Source organism: Frankia sp. AiPs1 (genome assembly GCF_023716945.1).
Lineage (GTDB): Bacteria > Actinomycetota > Actinomycetes > Frankiales > Frankiaceae > Frankia.
The window spans coordinates 13,617-27,762 of the sequence record NZ_JAMQQF010000006.1 but is presented as its reverse complement, the minus strand read 5'-3'; the positions used below and the strand labels follow the sequence as shown (position 1 = coordinate 27,762).

At 70.2% G+C, this 14,146-nt stretch carries 13 protein-coding genes; 6 read left to right on the top strand and 7 right to left on the bottom strand.

The genetic code is table 11. From position 1 onward, the window contains the following. Positions 1–410 precede the first annotated feature (410 nt). Positions 411–3,119 carry an FAD/NAD(P)-binding protein gene (locus ND748_RS02015; RefSeq protein WP_251743672.1) on the top strand — a complete coding sequence of 903 codons (2,709 nt, stop codon included), beginning with the start codon at positions 411–413 and terminating at the stop codon, positions 3,117–3,119. Between the two features lie 8 nt (positions 3,120–3,127). Here the strand turns inward: ND748_RS02015 and ND748_RS02010 are convergent, their stop codons facing one another. Next, positions 3,128–4,069: a methyltransferase domain-containing protein gene (locus ND748_RS02010; RefSeq protein ID WP_251743670.1), complete on the bottom strand. Its 942-nt coding sequence runs from the start codon at positions 4,067–4,069 to the stop codon at positions 3,128–3,130. Between the two features lie 505 nt (positions 4,070–4,574). On the opposite strand from ND748_RS02010, the gene ND748_RS02005 reads away from it, so the two are divergent. After that, positions 4,575–5,036: a MarR family transcriptional regulator gene (locus tag ND748_RS02005; protein WP_251743668.1), complete on the top strand. Its 462-nt coding sequence runs from the start codon at positions 4,575–4,577 to the stop codon at positions 5,034–5,036. 292 nt (positions 5,037–5,328) lie between these two features. Here the strand turns inward: ND748_RS02005 and ND748_RS02000 are convergent, their stop codons facing one another. Together ND748_RS02000 and ND748_RS01995 are read right to left on the bottom strand one after the other, a co-directional pair. Then, entirely contained in the window at positions 5,329–5,796 is a 468-nt protein-coding gene (locus ND748_RS02000; protein WP_251743667.1) for an NUDIX domain-containing protein, read from the bottom strand. 2 nt (positions 5,797–5,798) lie between these two features. Continuing rightward, positions 5,799–6,605 (bottom strand): helix-turn-helix transcriptional regulator, encoded by an 807-nt coding sequence (locus ND748_RS01995; RefSeq protein ID WP_251743665.1) that lies wholly within the window; start codon positions 6,603–6,605, stop codon positions 5,799–5,801. Positions 6,606–6,805: 200 nt separating this feature from the next. On the opposite strand from ND748_RS01995, the gene ND748_RS01990 reads away from it, so the two are divergent. Both ND748_RS01990 and ND748_RS01985 read left to right on the top strand, forming a co-directional pair. After that, positions 6,806–7,060, top strand: a complete 255-nt coding sequence (locus tag ND748_RS01990) for a hypothetical protein (protein ID WP_251743663.1) — start codon at positions 6,806–6,808, stop codon at positions 7,058–7,060. Positions 7,061–7,118: 58 nt separating this feature from the next. Next, on the top strand, positions 7,119–7,391 hold the full coding sequence (locus ND748_RS01985) for a hypothetical protein (RefSeq protein WP_251743661.1): 273 nt from the start codon (positions 7,119–7,121) through the stop codon (positions 7,389–7,391). Positions 7,392–7,630: 239 nt separating this feature from the next. Here the strand turns inward: ND748_RS01985 and ND748_RS01980 are convergent, their stop codons facing one another. Continuing rightward, complete coding sequence (locus ND748_RS01980) at positions 7,631–7,843, bottom strand: hypothetical protein (protein ID WP_251743659.1); 213 nt, start codon at positions 7,841–7,843, stop codon at positions 7,631–7,633. 1,375 nt (positions 7,844–9,218) lie between these two features. On the opposite strand from ND748_RS01980, the gene ND748_RS01975 reads away from it, so the two are divergent. Beyond that, positions 9,219–10,673 (top strand): MFS transporter, encoded by a 1,455-nt coding sequence (locus ND748_RS01975; RefSeq protein ID WP_251743658.1) that lies wholly within the window; start codon positions 9,219–9,221, stop codon positions 10,671–10,673. Between the two features lies 1 nt (position 10,674). Continuing rightward, complete coding sequence (locus ND748_RS01970; protein ID WP_251743655.1) at positions 10,675–11,163, top strand: universal stress protein; 489 nt, start codon at positions 10,675–10,677, stop codon at positions 11,161–11,163. Between the two features lie 109 nt (positions 11,164–11,272). Here the strand turns inward: ND748_RS01970 and ND748_RS01965 are convergent, their stop codons facing one another. From ND748_RS01965 to ND748_RS01955, 3 genes are read right to left on the bottom strand one after another with little or no spacing between them, the layout of a single operon-like run. Next, the gene (locus ND748_RS01965; RefSeq protein ID WP_251743654.1) at positions 11,273–12,340 is read right to left on the bottom strand and encodes a metallophosphoesterase; all 1,068 of its coding nucleotides are present in this window, start codon (positions 12,338–12,340) and stop codon (positions 11,273–11,275) included. Continuing rightward, positions 12,333–13,046, bottom strand: a complete 714-nt coding sequence (locus ND748_RS01960; protein ID WP_251743652.1) for an HAD family hydrolase — start codon at positions 13,044–13,046, stop codon at positions 12,333–12,335. The genes ND748_RS01965 and ND748_RS01960 overlap by 8 nt, the downstream gene beginning before the upstream one ends. Continuing rightward, complete coding sequence (locus ND748_RS01955; RefSeq protein WP_251743650.1) at positions 13,043–14,146, bottom strand: ABC transporter ATP-binding protein; 1,104 nt, start codon at positions 14,144–14,146, stop codon at positions 13,043–13,045. The genes ND748_RS01960 and ND748_RS01955 overlap by 4 nt, the downstream gene beginning before the upstream one ends.

The window sequence follows — 14,146 nt, the reverse complement described above, 5'->3', positions numbered from 1 at the left end:
ATTCGGGAAGGGCCTCTGACAAGGTCGGGCGGCGCTTCGGCACCGCCCGACCGAAAAGGGGTTCTGCACAGTCAGCCGAGGTCGTGTCTGGTCGCCGACCTCCTGTGATCGCTATAAGTGGCGGGGTGCTGTCGGCCGAGGGCGGTAACCGGGGACGCACCCGCCTGGCTGGAAAGGCGCTGGGGCCCCGCCTGCGCCGCTGGCGCCGCGAGGCCCTCGCGACAGGGGCGCCACCGATCGTCTCGCTACCGTACGCCGACAGGTCAGTACCGAGGGTCAGTCGGGTGCCCGAGAACGGGCGTGGTCGCACTGCGAAAGTAACGATCTGTCGATCTGGGCCACGACCTGCCCCGCCTGTGCTTAACCTGGCAGCGATCTGTATGGCCCGGGAAGGAGATCTCTATGCCCAGGTGTCCGCACACATACTGTCGACGGTCCCGATGAGTGCGCCGGTGGTCGTCGCGGTGGTGGGTGGGGGGGCAAGCGGTTGCCTCGCCACCGCCCAGCTAGCAAGGTCCGTGGCGGTTACCGGCCGAAGCTTCACGATACTGCTCGTCGAACCAGACGACGTCGGCGAGGGGCTGGCGTATCTGACGCGAGATCCGCGGCACCGGCTCAACGTCCCGGCCGCGAAGATGAGCGCGTTCGACGATGACCCGCAGCACTTCCTGCGCTGGCTTCGTCGGCACGTCGCGGTCGACTTTCCGGCCGGGGGTTTCGCGCCCCGCCAGTTCTTTGCCGACTACCTCCGCCACACGCTGGAGGAGACGCTGCGCGCCGCGAGCGGGGTGCGCTACGAGCGGGTGTGCGCCCGAGCGACGGACGTCCGCCGGCACGGCCGGCGGCTGCGCCTCACGCTCGACGACGGGACCAGCCATTCGGTCGACGGCGTCGTCCTCGCGCTCGGACACGGCGCTGCGCCGACGTCGTGGGCTCCGCCGGCGCTGGCCCGGTCGCCCCGGTTCGTCGGTGATCCGTGGCGGGCGGATGCCCCGCCGCACGTCCCGGCCGGCAGCGACGTGCTGCTCGTCGGCTCGGGCCTGACCATGGCCGACATGGCCCAGCGCTGGAGCCGGGCCGGCGTGCGCCTGCATGTGACCTCGCGTCATGGGCTGCTTCCGTTGCCCCACGCGCTGGAGCCGGCGCCGCCGTTCGCCGCCCCGGAGCTGCCCGACGGACCGGTGAGCCTCGGCCAGGCGCGTCGGCTTGTCTTCGATCACATCCGGGCGGCCGATGGTGACTGGCGGCGGGCCGTGGACGCGATGCGCCCGGTGACGGCCGAGCTGTGGTCACGCCTGGACGCGGCTGGCCGGGCGAGCTTCGTCGCCACGACGATGCGGCGCTGGGACCGGGCACGACACCGGGTCGACCCCGCCATCCACGCCTGGCTGGAGCAACGCCGCGCCGAGGGATCGCTGGTCGTGCACGCCGCGCGGGTCGTCGACGCTGCCGACACCGCGGCCGGCGTCGAGGTCTCGCTCAGCGACGGCTCGCGGGTACTCGCCGCGGCCGTGGTCAACTGCACCGGTGCGGGCGCCGGCGTGCGGACCAGCCACGATCCCCTCGTCATGAACCTGCTCGCCACCGGCCTGGCGACCCCGGACGGCCTGGACCTGGGCTTCGCCACCGAGGCGTCCGGGCGGCTGGTCGCGGCCGACGGTCCCCGGCCGGCCATCTGGGCCATCGGACCGCTGCGGCGCGGGGAGCTGTGGGAGAGCACGGCGATTCCCGAGATCCGCGGCCAGGCCGCCGCGCTCGCCCGCGCCATCGTGACCGCCCTGCCCGGGCCACGGGTCGTTCGGCGGGTGCGCGACCCCTACGGCCTGCCCCTCACCGCCAGCCCGGCGGCGGCCGGTCGCTACGTCGCCGGGCTCGGACGGATCCTGCGGGTCCGGTCCGGCGCCGAATCGCTGGTGGCCGAAGCGGTCGCGGCCGACCCCCAGTTCGCCCTCGGACAGGCGGTGCTGGCGCTGCTCGGCGCCGAGTGGGGCGCCGATGTCGACGTGGAAACGGCCCTGCGGGAGGCGCAACGCCACGCCGGCCGGGCCGACGAGCGTGAACGGCGCTTCATCGAGGTCGTCGCCGACCGCATCCGCGAGCCGGGGGGAGCCGGTTCGGCCGCGGCACTGCTCAGCTACATCCAGGCATACCCGGAAGACGCCCTGGCCGTCAGCATCGCCGTGCCGACGATCGCGTTCAACGGCGCGACGGAGCTGCCGGCCGAGGCCTGGGCCCTGGTCGAAGGACTCGCCGCCGTCTACCGCGACGACTGGTGGTACCGGGGGCTGCTCGCCTTCACCCGCCAGGAGCAGGAGCGGTGGGACGAGGCGGCCGAACTCGCCGCGCTGGCGCTGGCCGTCGAACCGACCGCCGGTCACGCCGTCCACGCGAAGACCCACGTCCACTACGAGACCGGCGACCACGAGGCGGGGCTGGCCTGGTTGGACGCCTGGATCTCGACCTGCGGGTCGGATTCGTCGTATCGGGCGCACTTCTCCTGGCATGCGGCCCTGCACGAACTCGCACTCGGTGACGACAACGCGACCCGGGCACGCTTCTCGGCCCAGCTCTCGCCGCCGGCCGTCTCCGGCGTCCGGGCCCTGATCGACTCGGCGTCGCTGCTGTGGCGCGGCTTCGCGGCCGGCGCCTGGACGTCGGTGGAACTCGGACCGGTGTTGGAGACCGTACCCGGCGCGTTGCTCGTCGATCCGCCGACGCCCTTCGTCGGGCTCCACTCGGCCATCGCCCTCGCCGCCGTGGGGGACTGCCGCCGACTCGCGCAACTGCGCCGGTCCGCGGCCGCCCGGAGCAGCGAGGTGTTCACCGACACGGTCGCGCCGCTGGCTGACGCCCTGATGCACCTTCTGCACGGTGATCCCGATCGGGCGACCGACGCGCTGATCGCGTTGCCCGGCGTCGAGCGGCTCGGGGGCAGCGCCGCCCAGCGTGAGATCGTCGAGGACACCACGATCTACTGTGCCATCCAGGCCAACCGGCGCGACGTCGCCCAGTCACTTCTGCAGACTCGCCTCGACCGCCGCTGCTCCCCCCGCGACGTCCACCGCCGCGCACAACTCCTCACCAGCCACCAGACCGGGCGCTCCTCACCGGGCGACTGACCGGTACCTCACCGCCGGTCTGATGCGAGTCGCCGCCGGGCTATCCCCGTCCGGCGATGAACGTGATGGATGAGGCGGGCGATCCCGCGGTAGGGGTCCCGGGCCCCGGCTGCCCACTCGGCGTTGACGACGGCGTCCACGTCCGGCCCCGGCGGGCTGTCGCCGAGATGATCGGTGAAGGTTCTGATCCCGTACCAGGCGAGCGGCTGTGTCCCGGCGGCGGTGAGGATCGCGGCGACGTTCGCCGGATCGTCGCCGGGTGGCAGTTGCACCGCCGGCTGCCCGCTCGCTCCGGCGGCTCCGGCGGTTTCGGTCGTTTCGGCGGAGCTGGGCTCGCCGAGCAGTGCTGTGGTGTCCTGCCAGCGGCCCTGCAGTCCTGCACGCAGCGCGAGGGCCGGGCCGTTCTTGCCGACCACGGAGATGATTCCACCGGGCCGGGTGAGCTCGACGAGGACGGTCAACAGGGGCGCCGGCTCGGGGACGAACATGATGACGCCGTGGCAGAAGGTGGCGTCCCAGCCGGTCCCCACCAGGTGGACGGCGTCCCGGCCGTCCCCCTGGATCAGCTCGACGCGCCGCCGGACCGACTCGGGGGCGTCGGCCAGCCCGCGTCGCGTCTCGGCCAACATCCGCGGGTCGGGCTCGCAGACGGTCACGTGGTATCCCCGCCGGGCGAATTCCAACGCCTGCACGCCGTTTCCGCCGCCGATGTCCAGCAGCCGCGCTGGCGCGGGTGGCAGATGCTCGATCAGCGCGCGGGTGACCAGCCGCTGCCGGATGACTCCCCGCAGCGTCGCAGTGTGCGCCACATAGTCGGCCGCGTCCGTGTAGTCGGCTGTGTCCGGGCCGTCGATGACGGCGAGTACCCGGGGCCCAGCGGCGGCCGGGTCCACCGGCGGCGGTACCTCTCGGCCGGACGATCGACGGTCGTTGGTCGGGGACGGCTGCATCAGGCAGTGCTCCTTCCTCATCACTAGGGGCCTGTCCCGTTCGCGGTGCCGCGAACCTCTTCCGCGCGATCCCCGGCATGCTCCCGGTCACCCTGAGCTGCGCGAACGGGCATCGGCTCCCGCCCGTACCGGCGGCAGCACCCCTCGGCCGGACGATCGATGGGGGCCGCCGGGGGTGGCATCGCCGCCCACGCCGCCCACGCCGCCTGCTCCGCCCACGCCGCCGCCCTCGACCGCGCCGACATCGTCAGCCGGCGGTGCGCAGCACCTCCGCCAGGTACGGGAACCCGCCGACGTCCGGCCGCACTCGCGCGGCCAGACGCTGCGCCTCGGCCAGCATCCGCGTGACGTCCTTCGTCATCCGTCCTTCCTTTCTTCTTTCCTCGCACTCTTCCTCGCGCGTCACAGGCCCTACCGTGCAGCACATTATCGAATCAGCAATATGTTGTCGTTATGGGTAGAATGCGGCACACGGCAACATGTTGTCAAGATGGTGGAGGTGGCCGTGGCGGACGAACTTGCCCTGCTGATCGCGGACGTCTACGAGACCGCCGGCGCGCTACGGCGCTGGGGGCAGCGCGTCGCCTCCGCCGAGGGGCGGACCCAGGCCCAATGGCAGCTACTCGGCGTGCTTTCCGGGCCCCCGCTCACCGTGCCCGCCGCCGCCCGGCGACTCGGCCTAAGCCGCCAGGCCGTGCAACGCACGGCCAACGAACTCGTCGACGACGGACTCGCCCACGTCATCGCCAACCCGGACCACCGGACCGCCGGCCTGCTCCAGCTCACCGACCACGGCCACGACGCCCTGAGCCGGATGGCCGCCCGCGCCGCCGAGGACCACCGCGAACTGCTCGTCGACATCCCGCTCACTGACGTGACCCACGCCCGCGCGCTCCTGCGCGAGCTCGTCACCCGCCTACGAGCGGCCGACCCGTCAGCCGGCGCGGCCGACCCGACCCGGCGCTGAGACCACCGAGTCGAACGCATCGCCGCCGGAATGGAACTGCTGCTCGGGTGTCTGGGTGTGGCCATCGCGAACAGGGCGGCGGTGCGGGCGTCTCGGCCTGGCTGGGTGTCGAGGTGGTGTTGGGCGGCGGCGATGGCGGCTTGGAGCTGGGCGACCTGGGCGGCTGGGAACGGGTCGGGTAGGTGGCCTGAGGGATGCAGTGACGATGCCGTCGGCTCAGGCGGTGAGGCTGGCGGCGATGCGGCGTGCGGTGCCGTCCCACAGAGTGAAGTCCGGGCCGAGCGCATATTGCCTAGCTGATATAAGGCTCGCCCCCGGCTAGGTACTGATCGATGCGCACCCGTAGGGACTCGTGAATTCGATATTCGCCTATTTCCTGGGGCGCCACGAAGCGGACTTCCGATGACTCCGAGCTCGTAGCTATCTCGCCTCCTAGGATGCGGGTGGTGAAGCAGATAGAGAACTCCTGGCGAACCTCGCCGTCGTCGTAGGCCGCCACATGCCCGGGGTCGGAGAAGATGCCGACGATGCCGATTACCTCGATGTCGATACCCGTCTCCTCCTTGACCTCGCGGGCGGTTGCCTGCCGCACGGTCTCGCCAGGCTCGATGCCTCCCCCCGGAATCGACCAGTACTTATTGTCGGTCCGATGAATAAGGAGTAGAGCCCCCCGGTCGTCTGTCACGATGGCGCTTACCGCGGGAACGATGCTGTTTGCGGCGGGTGCGCTCGGGTCGTTGAGGTAGTCCTTGCGAGGCACGTCTACTCTCCCTCTTCGTAGGGGCGACAGGTCTTCCACACGTTCTCGAAGCACTCGGCGTACGTCTCGAACAGCGGCCCACCCGGGATCCTGCGTAGGTGCAGCACAGGGGCGCGGAACGCAGGCATCCCCAGCACGTGTGGGTTGACGAGCATCTCGTCATCGAACCGCAAGATCGAGTTGTACAGGACTGTGGAGTGGAACCCGATTTCCAGGTTCTCGCAGCCGAACAGCGGTTGGTACCACGCCAGGGCGTATCTGATCCGGGCCGCCATCCCGGCCCCGACACCTTCCTCGCCTCCCCGGATTTTCACCTGTTCGGAATTCGGATCCCCGAAGGCAATTCGCATCGAAACCGAATCCTCGCACTTTCGGCGTAGCTCCCGAACCCAGTTCGGATTAGCTTCGGGAAGGTGAAGGCCAGCGTAGACGAGAATATTGACACTCTCTTTAGCCTGATCCAAAAGCGACAGCCATAGTGACTTCGGGACCGCGCTTCGCTCGGTGTAGACCGTAACTACCTCGCCACGGTTCCCGTCCTGATCGGGCCGGTTGCCAAGGTCTGGCCAGAGATAGGCGGGGTTCTCCTTCAGTAGCGCTGCGGCTTCTATCGCGGTCCTGCGATGCGGCGTGCGCCCCTTCGAGATCCACCGCTCCACGGTCTTCTGATCTACCCCCAAGGCATCGGCGAAGTCGGCGTGCTTCCAATGCTTCGTTATTAACGCCGAATAGAGGCGCTCATTTCGTATGCCGACTCCGATGGGACACTTGGGGACGCTGTAGGCGTAGGACGTCCCCGACCGTCCCATGCGGGCGGTAGCCGTGTCCGGCGTGCTGCGTGACGCTCGTGTGGCGTTCCGTCCGGGCAGCTATCCCCAGCATCGACCCCCGGGCGGGGCGCCTGCTGGCACCGGGCGCGCTTCAGCTACAGGCGGGCGTGCCCGGTGCCCTCAACGTGCACCGGGAGGGCAGACGGAATGGCTGACCAGGGGGACGAAGGTATGCGACCGTGACCAAGCAGCGGACCCGCCAGGCGGACGCGGCCGAGACCGCGGACGATGCGGCGCCCCCAGATCCGACCTATCCGGTACAGCTCCCGGCCATGCCGGGGATCTCGGTTCACTACTCCCGGATCAGCGGCAGGCACACGGCGGTCATCGACCAGGGAGTCACCGCGTCGGCGCTGACATCGGCCCTGGCCCCTACCTACCTGGTGATGTCCCACTGGTCGAAACAGTCACGCACGTCGGCGCCGCGATGCTGATCTTTCAGGGGGCACCCGACCCGCCGGAGAGCGATGCTTCGGGGGACGGGGAGGCAACATGACGATGGTCATCATCGACTTCGCGAATCCCGACCGTGCGAGCGCTCATGTGATCGTGGACGACAGCGAGCCGGAATATGACCCCGTGAAGATCGCCCGCCGGCTGCATGACGCCATACCGAGCGCCGCGCGGGTCCGCCTGTTCTACCCGGGCGGGTCGGTCGACACGGCCAACGGGGGCTCCCGAAGCCCCGGTGACGTTCTGGCGGACGTTGTCGCGCGGCTCCCCGCACGCAGGATGAGGGAGACGGCAAACGAGGAGTCCGTCTGACCTGCAACGACGCCCACCAGGACCAGGCCCGAACGCATTGTCCTGGTGGACGTCGTCCGACCGTCCGATCAGCCTGCCAGGGCGTCTACGGATGCCAGGCTCACCCCGGTGCCGACGCGTAGGAGCTTGCGGGACGAGGGGGCGCAGTGGCGGCGCACGGTGCCCACGGACAGGCCGAGCCTGGCAGCAGCTTCAGCGAAGCTGACGACGGAATCAGGTTCCTGATCGACGATGACGTCCTAGTGGTCAGGCACGGTCGGGCCGGCGAACACGGGCGCCGCGGGCGACGCCAGGGTGACGGCGACGTCGGTCGGGGTGACGCCGTTGTTGGCCACGATCGGGGCGCCGTACAGGTCCCTGATGATCTGCTCGCGGGTGGCCGGGCGCCCCTCGCCGAGTTCATGGCAGAGCCGGACCATGACCGCGGTGCGCTGCGTGGGGGTGAGCCTCATGCCGCACCTGCGATCGTCCGAGCCACGGCGGCCACAGACAACGGGGACGCGAACCGGCCCAGTTGCTCCCTGGCGGCCAAAACGGCCCACGCCGGTGGTTCCGGCAAGGCCGACAGGTCAGGCCGTGGTGCAGGGCGTAGCCGATTCGTCGGCGCGTTCGACGGGGGCAGGATCGTGGGCCCTGTCCTTCTGATCTTCGATGCTGCCTGGCGCGCTCGCGCGACAGGGTTTTTCCGGGGAGAACCACCAGGGAGGGTCCCGGCAGACCGGACGCTCTGCGCGTCATGATCGGTACCAGTCGGCGCGTTCTGGGTCCGGCTGTCCGGACGCTCTTTCTCGGCGAACAGGAGACGGTAGACAGCGTTCCTGCCTCGCCGTGCCCGTTCGGCCAGAGCCACCAGGCCGCGGGAGACGAGACGAGCGATCGTGACGGACAGTTGTGATCGGCCCAGACCGGTACGCGCCGTCAGGACCGGGAAAAGGTTGGGGCGTGCTGTTCTCGATCGGTCTCACTGCCGCCAGGAAGGCATTCGGCAGTCTCATCGAGATCAATCAAAAATATATAATCCGAGTCGGCGAACGGTTAGGCTCTCCGGTGTTGAGTAGTTGACGCATCCGCGGATTCGGCGGGTAGTTGCGTAGCGTTTTCGTAGGAATTTGTTGACGGGATTTCGGTAGCCGAAGGGCCCCGCGGGCGTCGACTTCGACGACTCGGATTTCCCGTCGCCGTCGCCGTCGCCGTCGCCGTCGGCGTCGGCGTCGGCGTCGCCAGAAATCCGGCTGGTCGGATCCGCCGGCAGCGGCCGGGTGGCTGCTGCACCGCCGGCGCCGGCCCGCGGCCCGGTCCGGCGGCTTCGGCGGCTTCGGCGGCTCCGTATACCGCGGGCGTGGACTCCACTCCGGGCGGCAACGGCCCGTCCGGCCGGGACCGCTCGGTCCGCCGCCACCGCGTTGGCGGACGCACACGGCACCCACCCCGCCCGCCAACCGCCCAGTCGGACGGCCCCCGTCCCGCCGAGGGCCGACCCAGCCGAGCAAAGGCCGAGGTCGCAGCCGGGTCCAGCGCTGAGGCCCGAGCCGGACCATGGACCGAAACCCCGACCGTCCGGAGCGAGGACCGAAGCCGAGGCCGGGCCGGAAGCGAGCGGCGAATGCCGGCGGCGCTTCAGGTATTCCTGGCGAAGCCGGTATTTAGTCAATGGTAACGATTCTCACAGTCTGCCCACCCCTCTGTTCGTTCGGCCGGGGACGAGAGAAGGATCGGGAGAAAGTCCGCAGTCCCACCCCGATCCCTCCCATGGATTCCGCACGTCTAAATCAGAAGGTATTGATGCGTCAAGGTCCTCTTGCTGGCAGATACGCGGCGTCCGCAGCCATGGTGATATTCGCACTTATTCCCTACCTGGCTCTGTCGGCCGCGCTGGAGCCGTTGGCGCCGATCGTCGCCAAGCAACTGCACATGAGCGCGCAGACGATGAGCATCAGCTCGGGCCTGGGTAACGCGGCCTACGCGCTGGGGACGGTGCTCGCCGTCCAGCTGGGTCTGCACCTGCCGCAAAGGCGGATGCTGCTCGTCTACGCGGTTGTGCTCGTCGTCGGATCAGTGCTGACGGCGGCGGCACAGGACGCGGCCATGTTCATCGTCGGCCACCTGTTGCAGGGCCTCGCCACCAGCATGCTGCTGATCGCTGCGGCCCCTGCGCTGGCGATCGGCTACCCGCGCGAGAAGCTGCGCACCACCGTCATGATCATGAATATGGGTATCTTCGGCGCGGTCGCGCTCGGCCCGTTCATCGGTGGTCTGCAGGCTGACGCCAACGCCTGGCGACCGCTGTTCTGGGTCGTCACCGGGGTCTCGGTGCTGGCGCTGCTGCTGGTCGTGCTCACCTTCGAGGACGCACCGCCGGCGAACCCCGATGCCCCGCGCGACCTGCCGGCGATCGCGCTGTCCGCGGTCGGCAGCCTGGCGGCCTTCCTGGGCGCGTCCGAACTGACCAGCCACAGCATCCTGGACGTCGAGGTGATCGCACCGCTGCTCGGCGGGCTGGCACTGATCGTCGTCCTCGTCGTTTACCAGTACCGGGCCTCGCAGCCGCTGCTGATGGTCCGGGAGATGCTCACCAGCTCGATTCCGGTCGCGGGCGTGGTGATCGCGCTGTTCGCCGCGGCGGCGTCGGTGTCCGCGACGGGACTGACCGCCGCGGTGCTCGCGGAGAAATACGGCCCGGTGCGCGTCGGGCTGCTCTACCTGCCCGAACTCGGCGGCGCGGTGATCGCCGCGATCGCGTTCGGCTTCGTCATCACCCGGCGTGCCGTGCACTACATGCCGCTCGTGGGCATGGTCCTGCTCGCCGCCGGAATCCTGGTCTTCTGGTTCGCGATGCCGGCGAGCCAGCCGCTGGCGCTGGTCGGCTCGGCACTGACCGGGCTCGCTCTCGGCGCCACGGTCGCGCCGGCGTTGTTCGTGGCCGGTTTCTCCCTGCCGTCCGCCAACCTTCAGCGCGTGTTCGCCCTGGTCGAACTGCTCCGTGCGGTCGCCGCCTTCATGATCGCGCCGATCTTCGCCCATTTCGCGGCCACGGTGACCGGCGACCTCAACGAGGGAACGAACATCGCCCTGTGGATCGGCCTTGGCCTGGCCCTCGTCGGCGGCGCCATCGGCATCGCGATCTACGCCCTGAGCGGTGCCCGCCCGCAGGCCCCCGACGTCGACACGTTCCTGGGTGCCCTGCGTCCGGCCTGGTACTCTCCCCCGCTGCTGGCCAGAGTCCGCCGAACCGACCTGGATGATCTGGACCTCGCCCTCCCCGTCCCGGAAAGCGTCGACTGACATGACCTCACCCCACCCGGACGCCGTGCAGCCCGGTGCCCAAGCCGGCCGCACCGGCCCGGTGCTGTTCGCCTACGACGGCAGTGACATTGCCGGCTACGCCATCCAGTACGCCGCAACGCAGCTTCCGCCCGGACGCGAGGCGCTCGTCCTGTGCGCCTGGCAGCCGGCCGATGTCGGATTCACCCCGGTCGGCTCGCAGCATTTCGACGCGAACAGTGCCGCCGAGGTCGAGAAGGCCGCGGCCGACATCGCCGCGCACGGTGCCCACCTTGCGGACGCCGCCGGATTCCGCGCCCAGAGCGCCACCGTCCAGGCGGCACCGACCTGGAAGGGCATCATCGCCACCGCCGCCGAGCGCCAGGCGGAGCTCATCGTTCTCGGCGCCCATCGGCACTCCCGGCTGGCCGGCCACCTGCTCGGCAGCGTGGCCACCTCCGTCGTCGCCCACGCCCCCGGCGCTGTGCTGGTCGTCCACCAGCGCGACTGATCCGGGCCGGTCAGCGCGGGCAGCAACGGCGTCGCCCGGTGCTGCGGGCAGAACAACGGGGAGGCGGGCGGGCCCGGGCGGGCCCGTCGGCCTCCCCTCTCGACGTGCGCTACATGATCGGCACGGTGCGGGTGGCGAGGGGGAGCACGGGTTGGCCGTCGACGTCGCGGACGCCTTCGAGCAGGACGTTGACGAGGATCGGGCCGTGGTCGGTGACGGTGACCTGGGTCACGTGGTCGAAGTTGCCTTCGGGGCCGCCGAGGACCCAGAGTCCGCCGGTGGGTCCGAGGCGGACGTGGGAGTTGCCGTCGATGTGTTCGTGTCTGTAGTTGTGAACGTGTCCGGCGAAAGCGTGGTATGGGCGGTCGGCGAGCGCGGCTCGGATGCGCCGCCAGGCCGGGTGGTCGCCCTGCCACAGCGGCATGTGCATGGACAGGAATGTCCACTGGACGTCGGCGTTCTCCCGCAACACGTCCTCGACGTAGGCGAGTTGGTCCGCACCGAGCTTGGCGGGCTGGGTGCCGTCCCAGTCCAGGGCGTTCTCGACGCTCTTTCGCAGCCCGATCGGATCGGTGCTCTGCGCCTGGGCGAAACGCTCGAGGCCTTCGAGCGCCTCGGCGGGGATCACGTCGGGGGTGTCCTGCGTGTCGAGCTGCAGGAACAAGGCGTCCTGATAGCGGAAGTGGAAGTAGGTGCGGCCGTAGCGGCGGCGCCAGGTCTGCAACTGGAAGTCGGAGGAGACGTCATGGTTGCCGGGCACGTGGAACACGTTGGTGGTCAGCCCGGCGAACATGGCGTCGATCTGGTCCCATTGCGTGTCCAGTTCGGCCTGGTCGTTGGTATAGCCCTCGATCATGTCGCCGAGCTGAATGGCGAAGCTGGGCGCCAGCAGGTCGGTCACGGCCAGGCCACGTTCGAAGACGCCGGGCCGAGCGCCACCGGTGCGGTCGGAGATCAGCACGAAGCTGAACCGGTGGGCGGAGGTGGGCAGGCCGAGCCCGGTCCACGGGTTGGGACCATCCTGGATGTCGAGACGCAGCCCGGGCGGGAGGGACGACGCCTCGGCTGTGGACGAAGCCTCGCCTGTGGACGGCGTCTCGGCCGTGGACGGCGTCTCGGCCGTGGACGGCGTCTCGGCTGTGGACGGCACGTGGGCCGTGGACGGTGTGTCAGTCATGGAAGGTCTCTATTTCCAGCAGGGGGATCAGCTCGCTGAGCTGGTCGATGACGATCTCGGCGCCGGCAGCGAACAGCCGTTCGGGTTGGCAGTAGCCGCCGGAGACTCCGATGGCGGTGTAGCCGGCATCCACCGCGCAGACCATGTCGTATTCGGTGTCGCCGACGTAGACGGCTCGGGTCCGCTCGGCGCGTCGCGAGGCGAGGGTGGCGAGCTTGTCGACGGTTCCGGCGTCGACGGTGTGCAGCAGGTCGTCGAGGTGCAGGTGCTTGAGGTCGATCCAGACGGTCTCCGCCGCGGCGGCGGAGACGACGCCGACCCGCGCTCCGCGGGCGCGCAGCGTCTCCAGGAGTGGTCCGGCCCCGGCTCGGGCTGGGGAGGTGCTGGCAGCCATGAGGTGGTTCCACTGCCGCTCGGCGCTCGGCGCCTCGCCGGCCGGCACGCCCAGCGTGGTGAACATGACCCCGAGGGGGAGGCGGAACTCGCGGCGGAACTCCTCGGCCGATATCGCCGCCAGCCCGCGTTCGGTCAGCACCGTGTTGGTGGCGGCCCGGGCTCGGGCCGCGTCGGCCACGATCGTGCCGTTCCAGTCGAAGAGCACCAGTAGGTCACCCATGGTGGCCTCGATGCCCGCGCCGGTGTACGGGTTCCTCGGGTGGTCGCCGTCGTGGGGGTGGTCGCCGTGGCGGGGGTGGTCGTGGCTCACTGGGCTCCCGCCATGGCCGGTTCGCCGCCGAGTTCGGCGACGGTGCCCCTGCGTCGGCCCTGCTCGCCGGCAAAGACGTGCACGTCGTCCGGCGAGCAGCTCAGGTCGACGGCGGCGTGGAGCGGGGGCTGCTCGCCGGAGCGGCAGCGCACGGCGAAGGTGCGGCGGGGTCCGGGAGTGTCGAGTTCGACGTGCACCACCCGGTCGGCCCCGTTCGGCTCGATCAGGGCGACGCGTCCGCGGGCGTGCCAGTCGAGGTCGACGTCCCCTGCGGTGAAGCGCAGACGTTCGGGTCGCACGCCGAGGATGACCGGCCCGTCCACCCGCAGCCGCCGCGCGCCGAACACCGACGAGCCATCCTCGCCCACCGGGGCCAGGTTCATGGGCGGGCTGCCGACGAACGACGCGACGAACACGGTGGCCGGCACCGCGTACAGCTCGTCCGGGGTGCCCAGCTGCTCGACCTTGCCGTGGTTGACGATGGCGACCCGGTCGGCCATGGCCATGGCGTCGACCTGGTCGTGGGTGACATTGACCCCGGTGGCGTGCACCGAGCGCAACAGCTCGGCGATCTCGACGCGCAGCGCGGCGTGCAGCTGGGCGTCCAGGCCGGACAGTGGTTCGTCGAGCAGCACGATGCCCGACCTGCGAGCCAGCGCCCGGGCCAGCGCGATGCGCTGACGCTGGCCGCCGGACATCTCCCGCGGCTTGCGGTCCAGCAGGTGCTCGACCTGCATGCGGGTGGCCACGTCGTGGGCCCGCGCCCGCGCCTCCTGCTTGGACAGCTTGAGGCCGTGCCGCAGGCCGAGGGTGATGTTGCCCAGCGAGGACAGGTGCGGGTAGAGGGCGAAGTGCTGGAACACGATCGCCATGTCGCGGCGGTGGGCCGGGACGGCGCGCTGGTCCACGCCGTCCACGGTCAGCGTCCCGGAGTCATGCGTCTCGAGCCCGGCGATGACCCGCAGCAGGGTGGACTTGCCCGACCCGGACGGGCCGAGGATCGCCACCTGCTCACCGTCGGCGATCGACAGGTCGATCGCGTCCAGGGCCTTGACCGTGCCGAAGTTCTTCTCGACTCCGCGCAGTTCCACGGTGGGCAT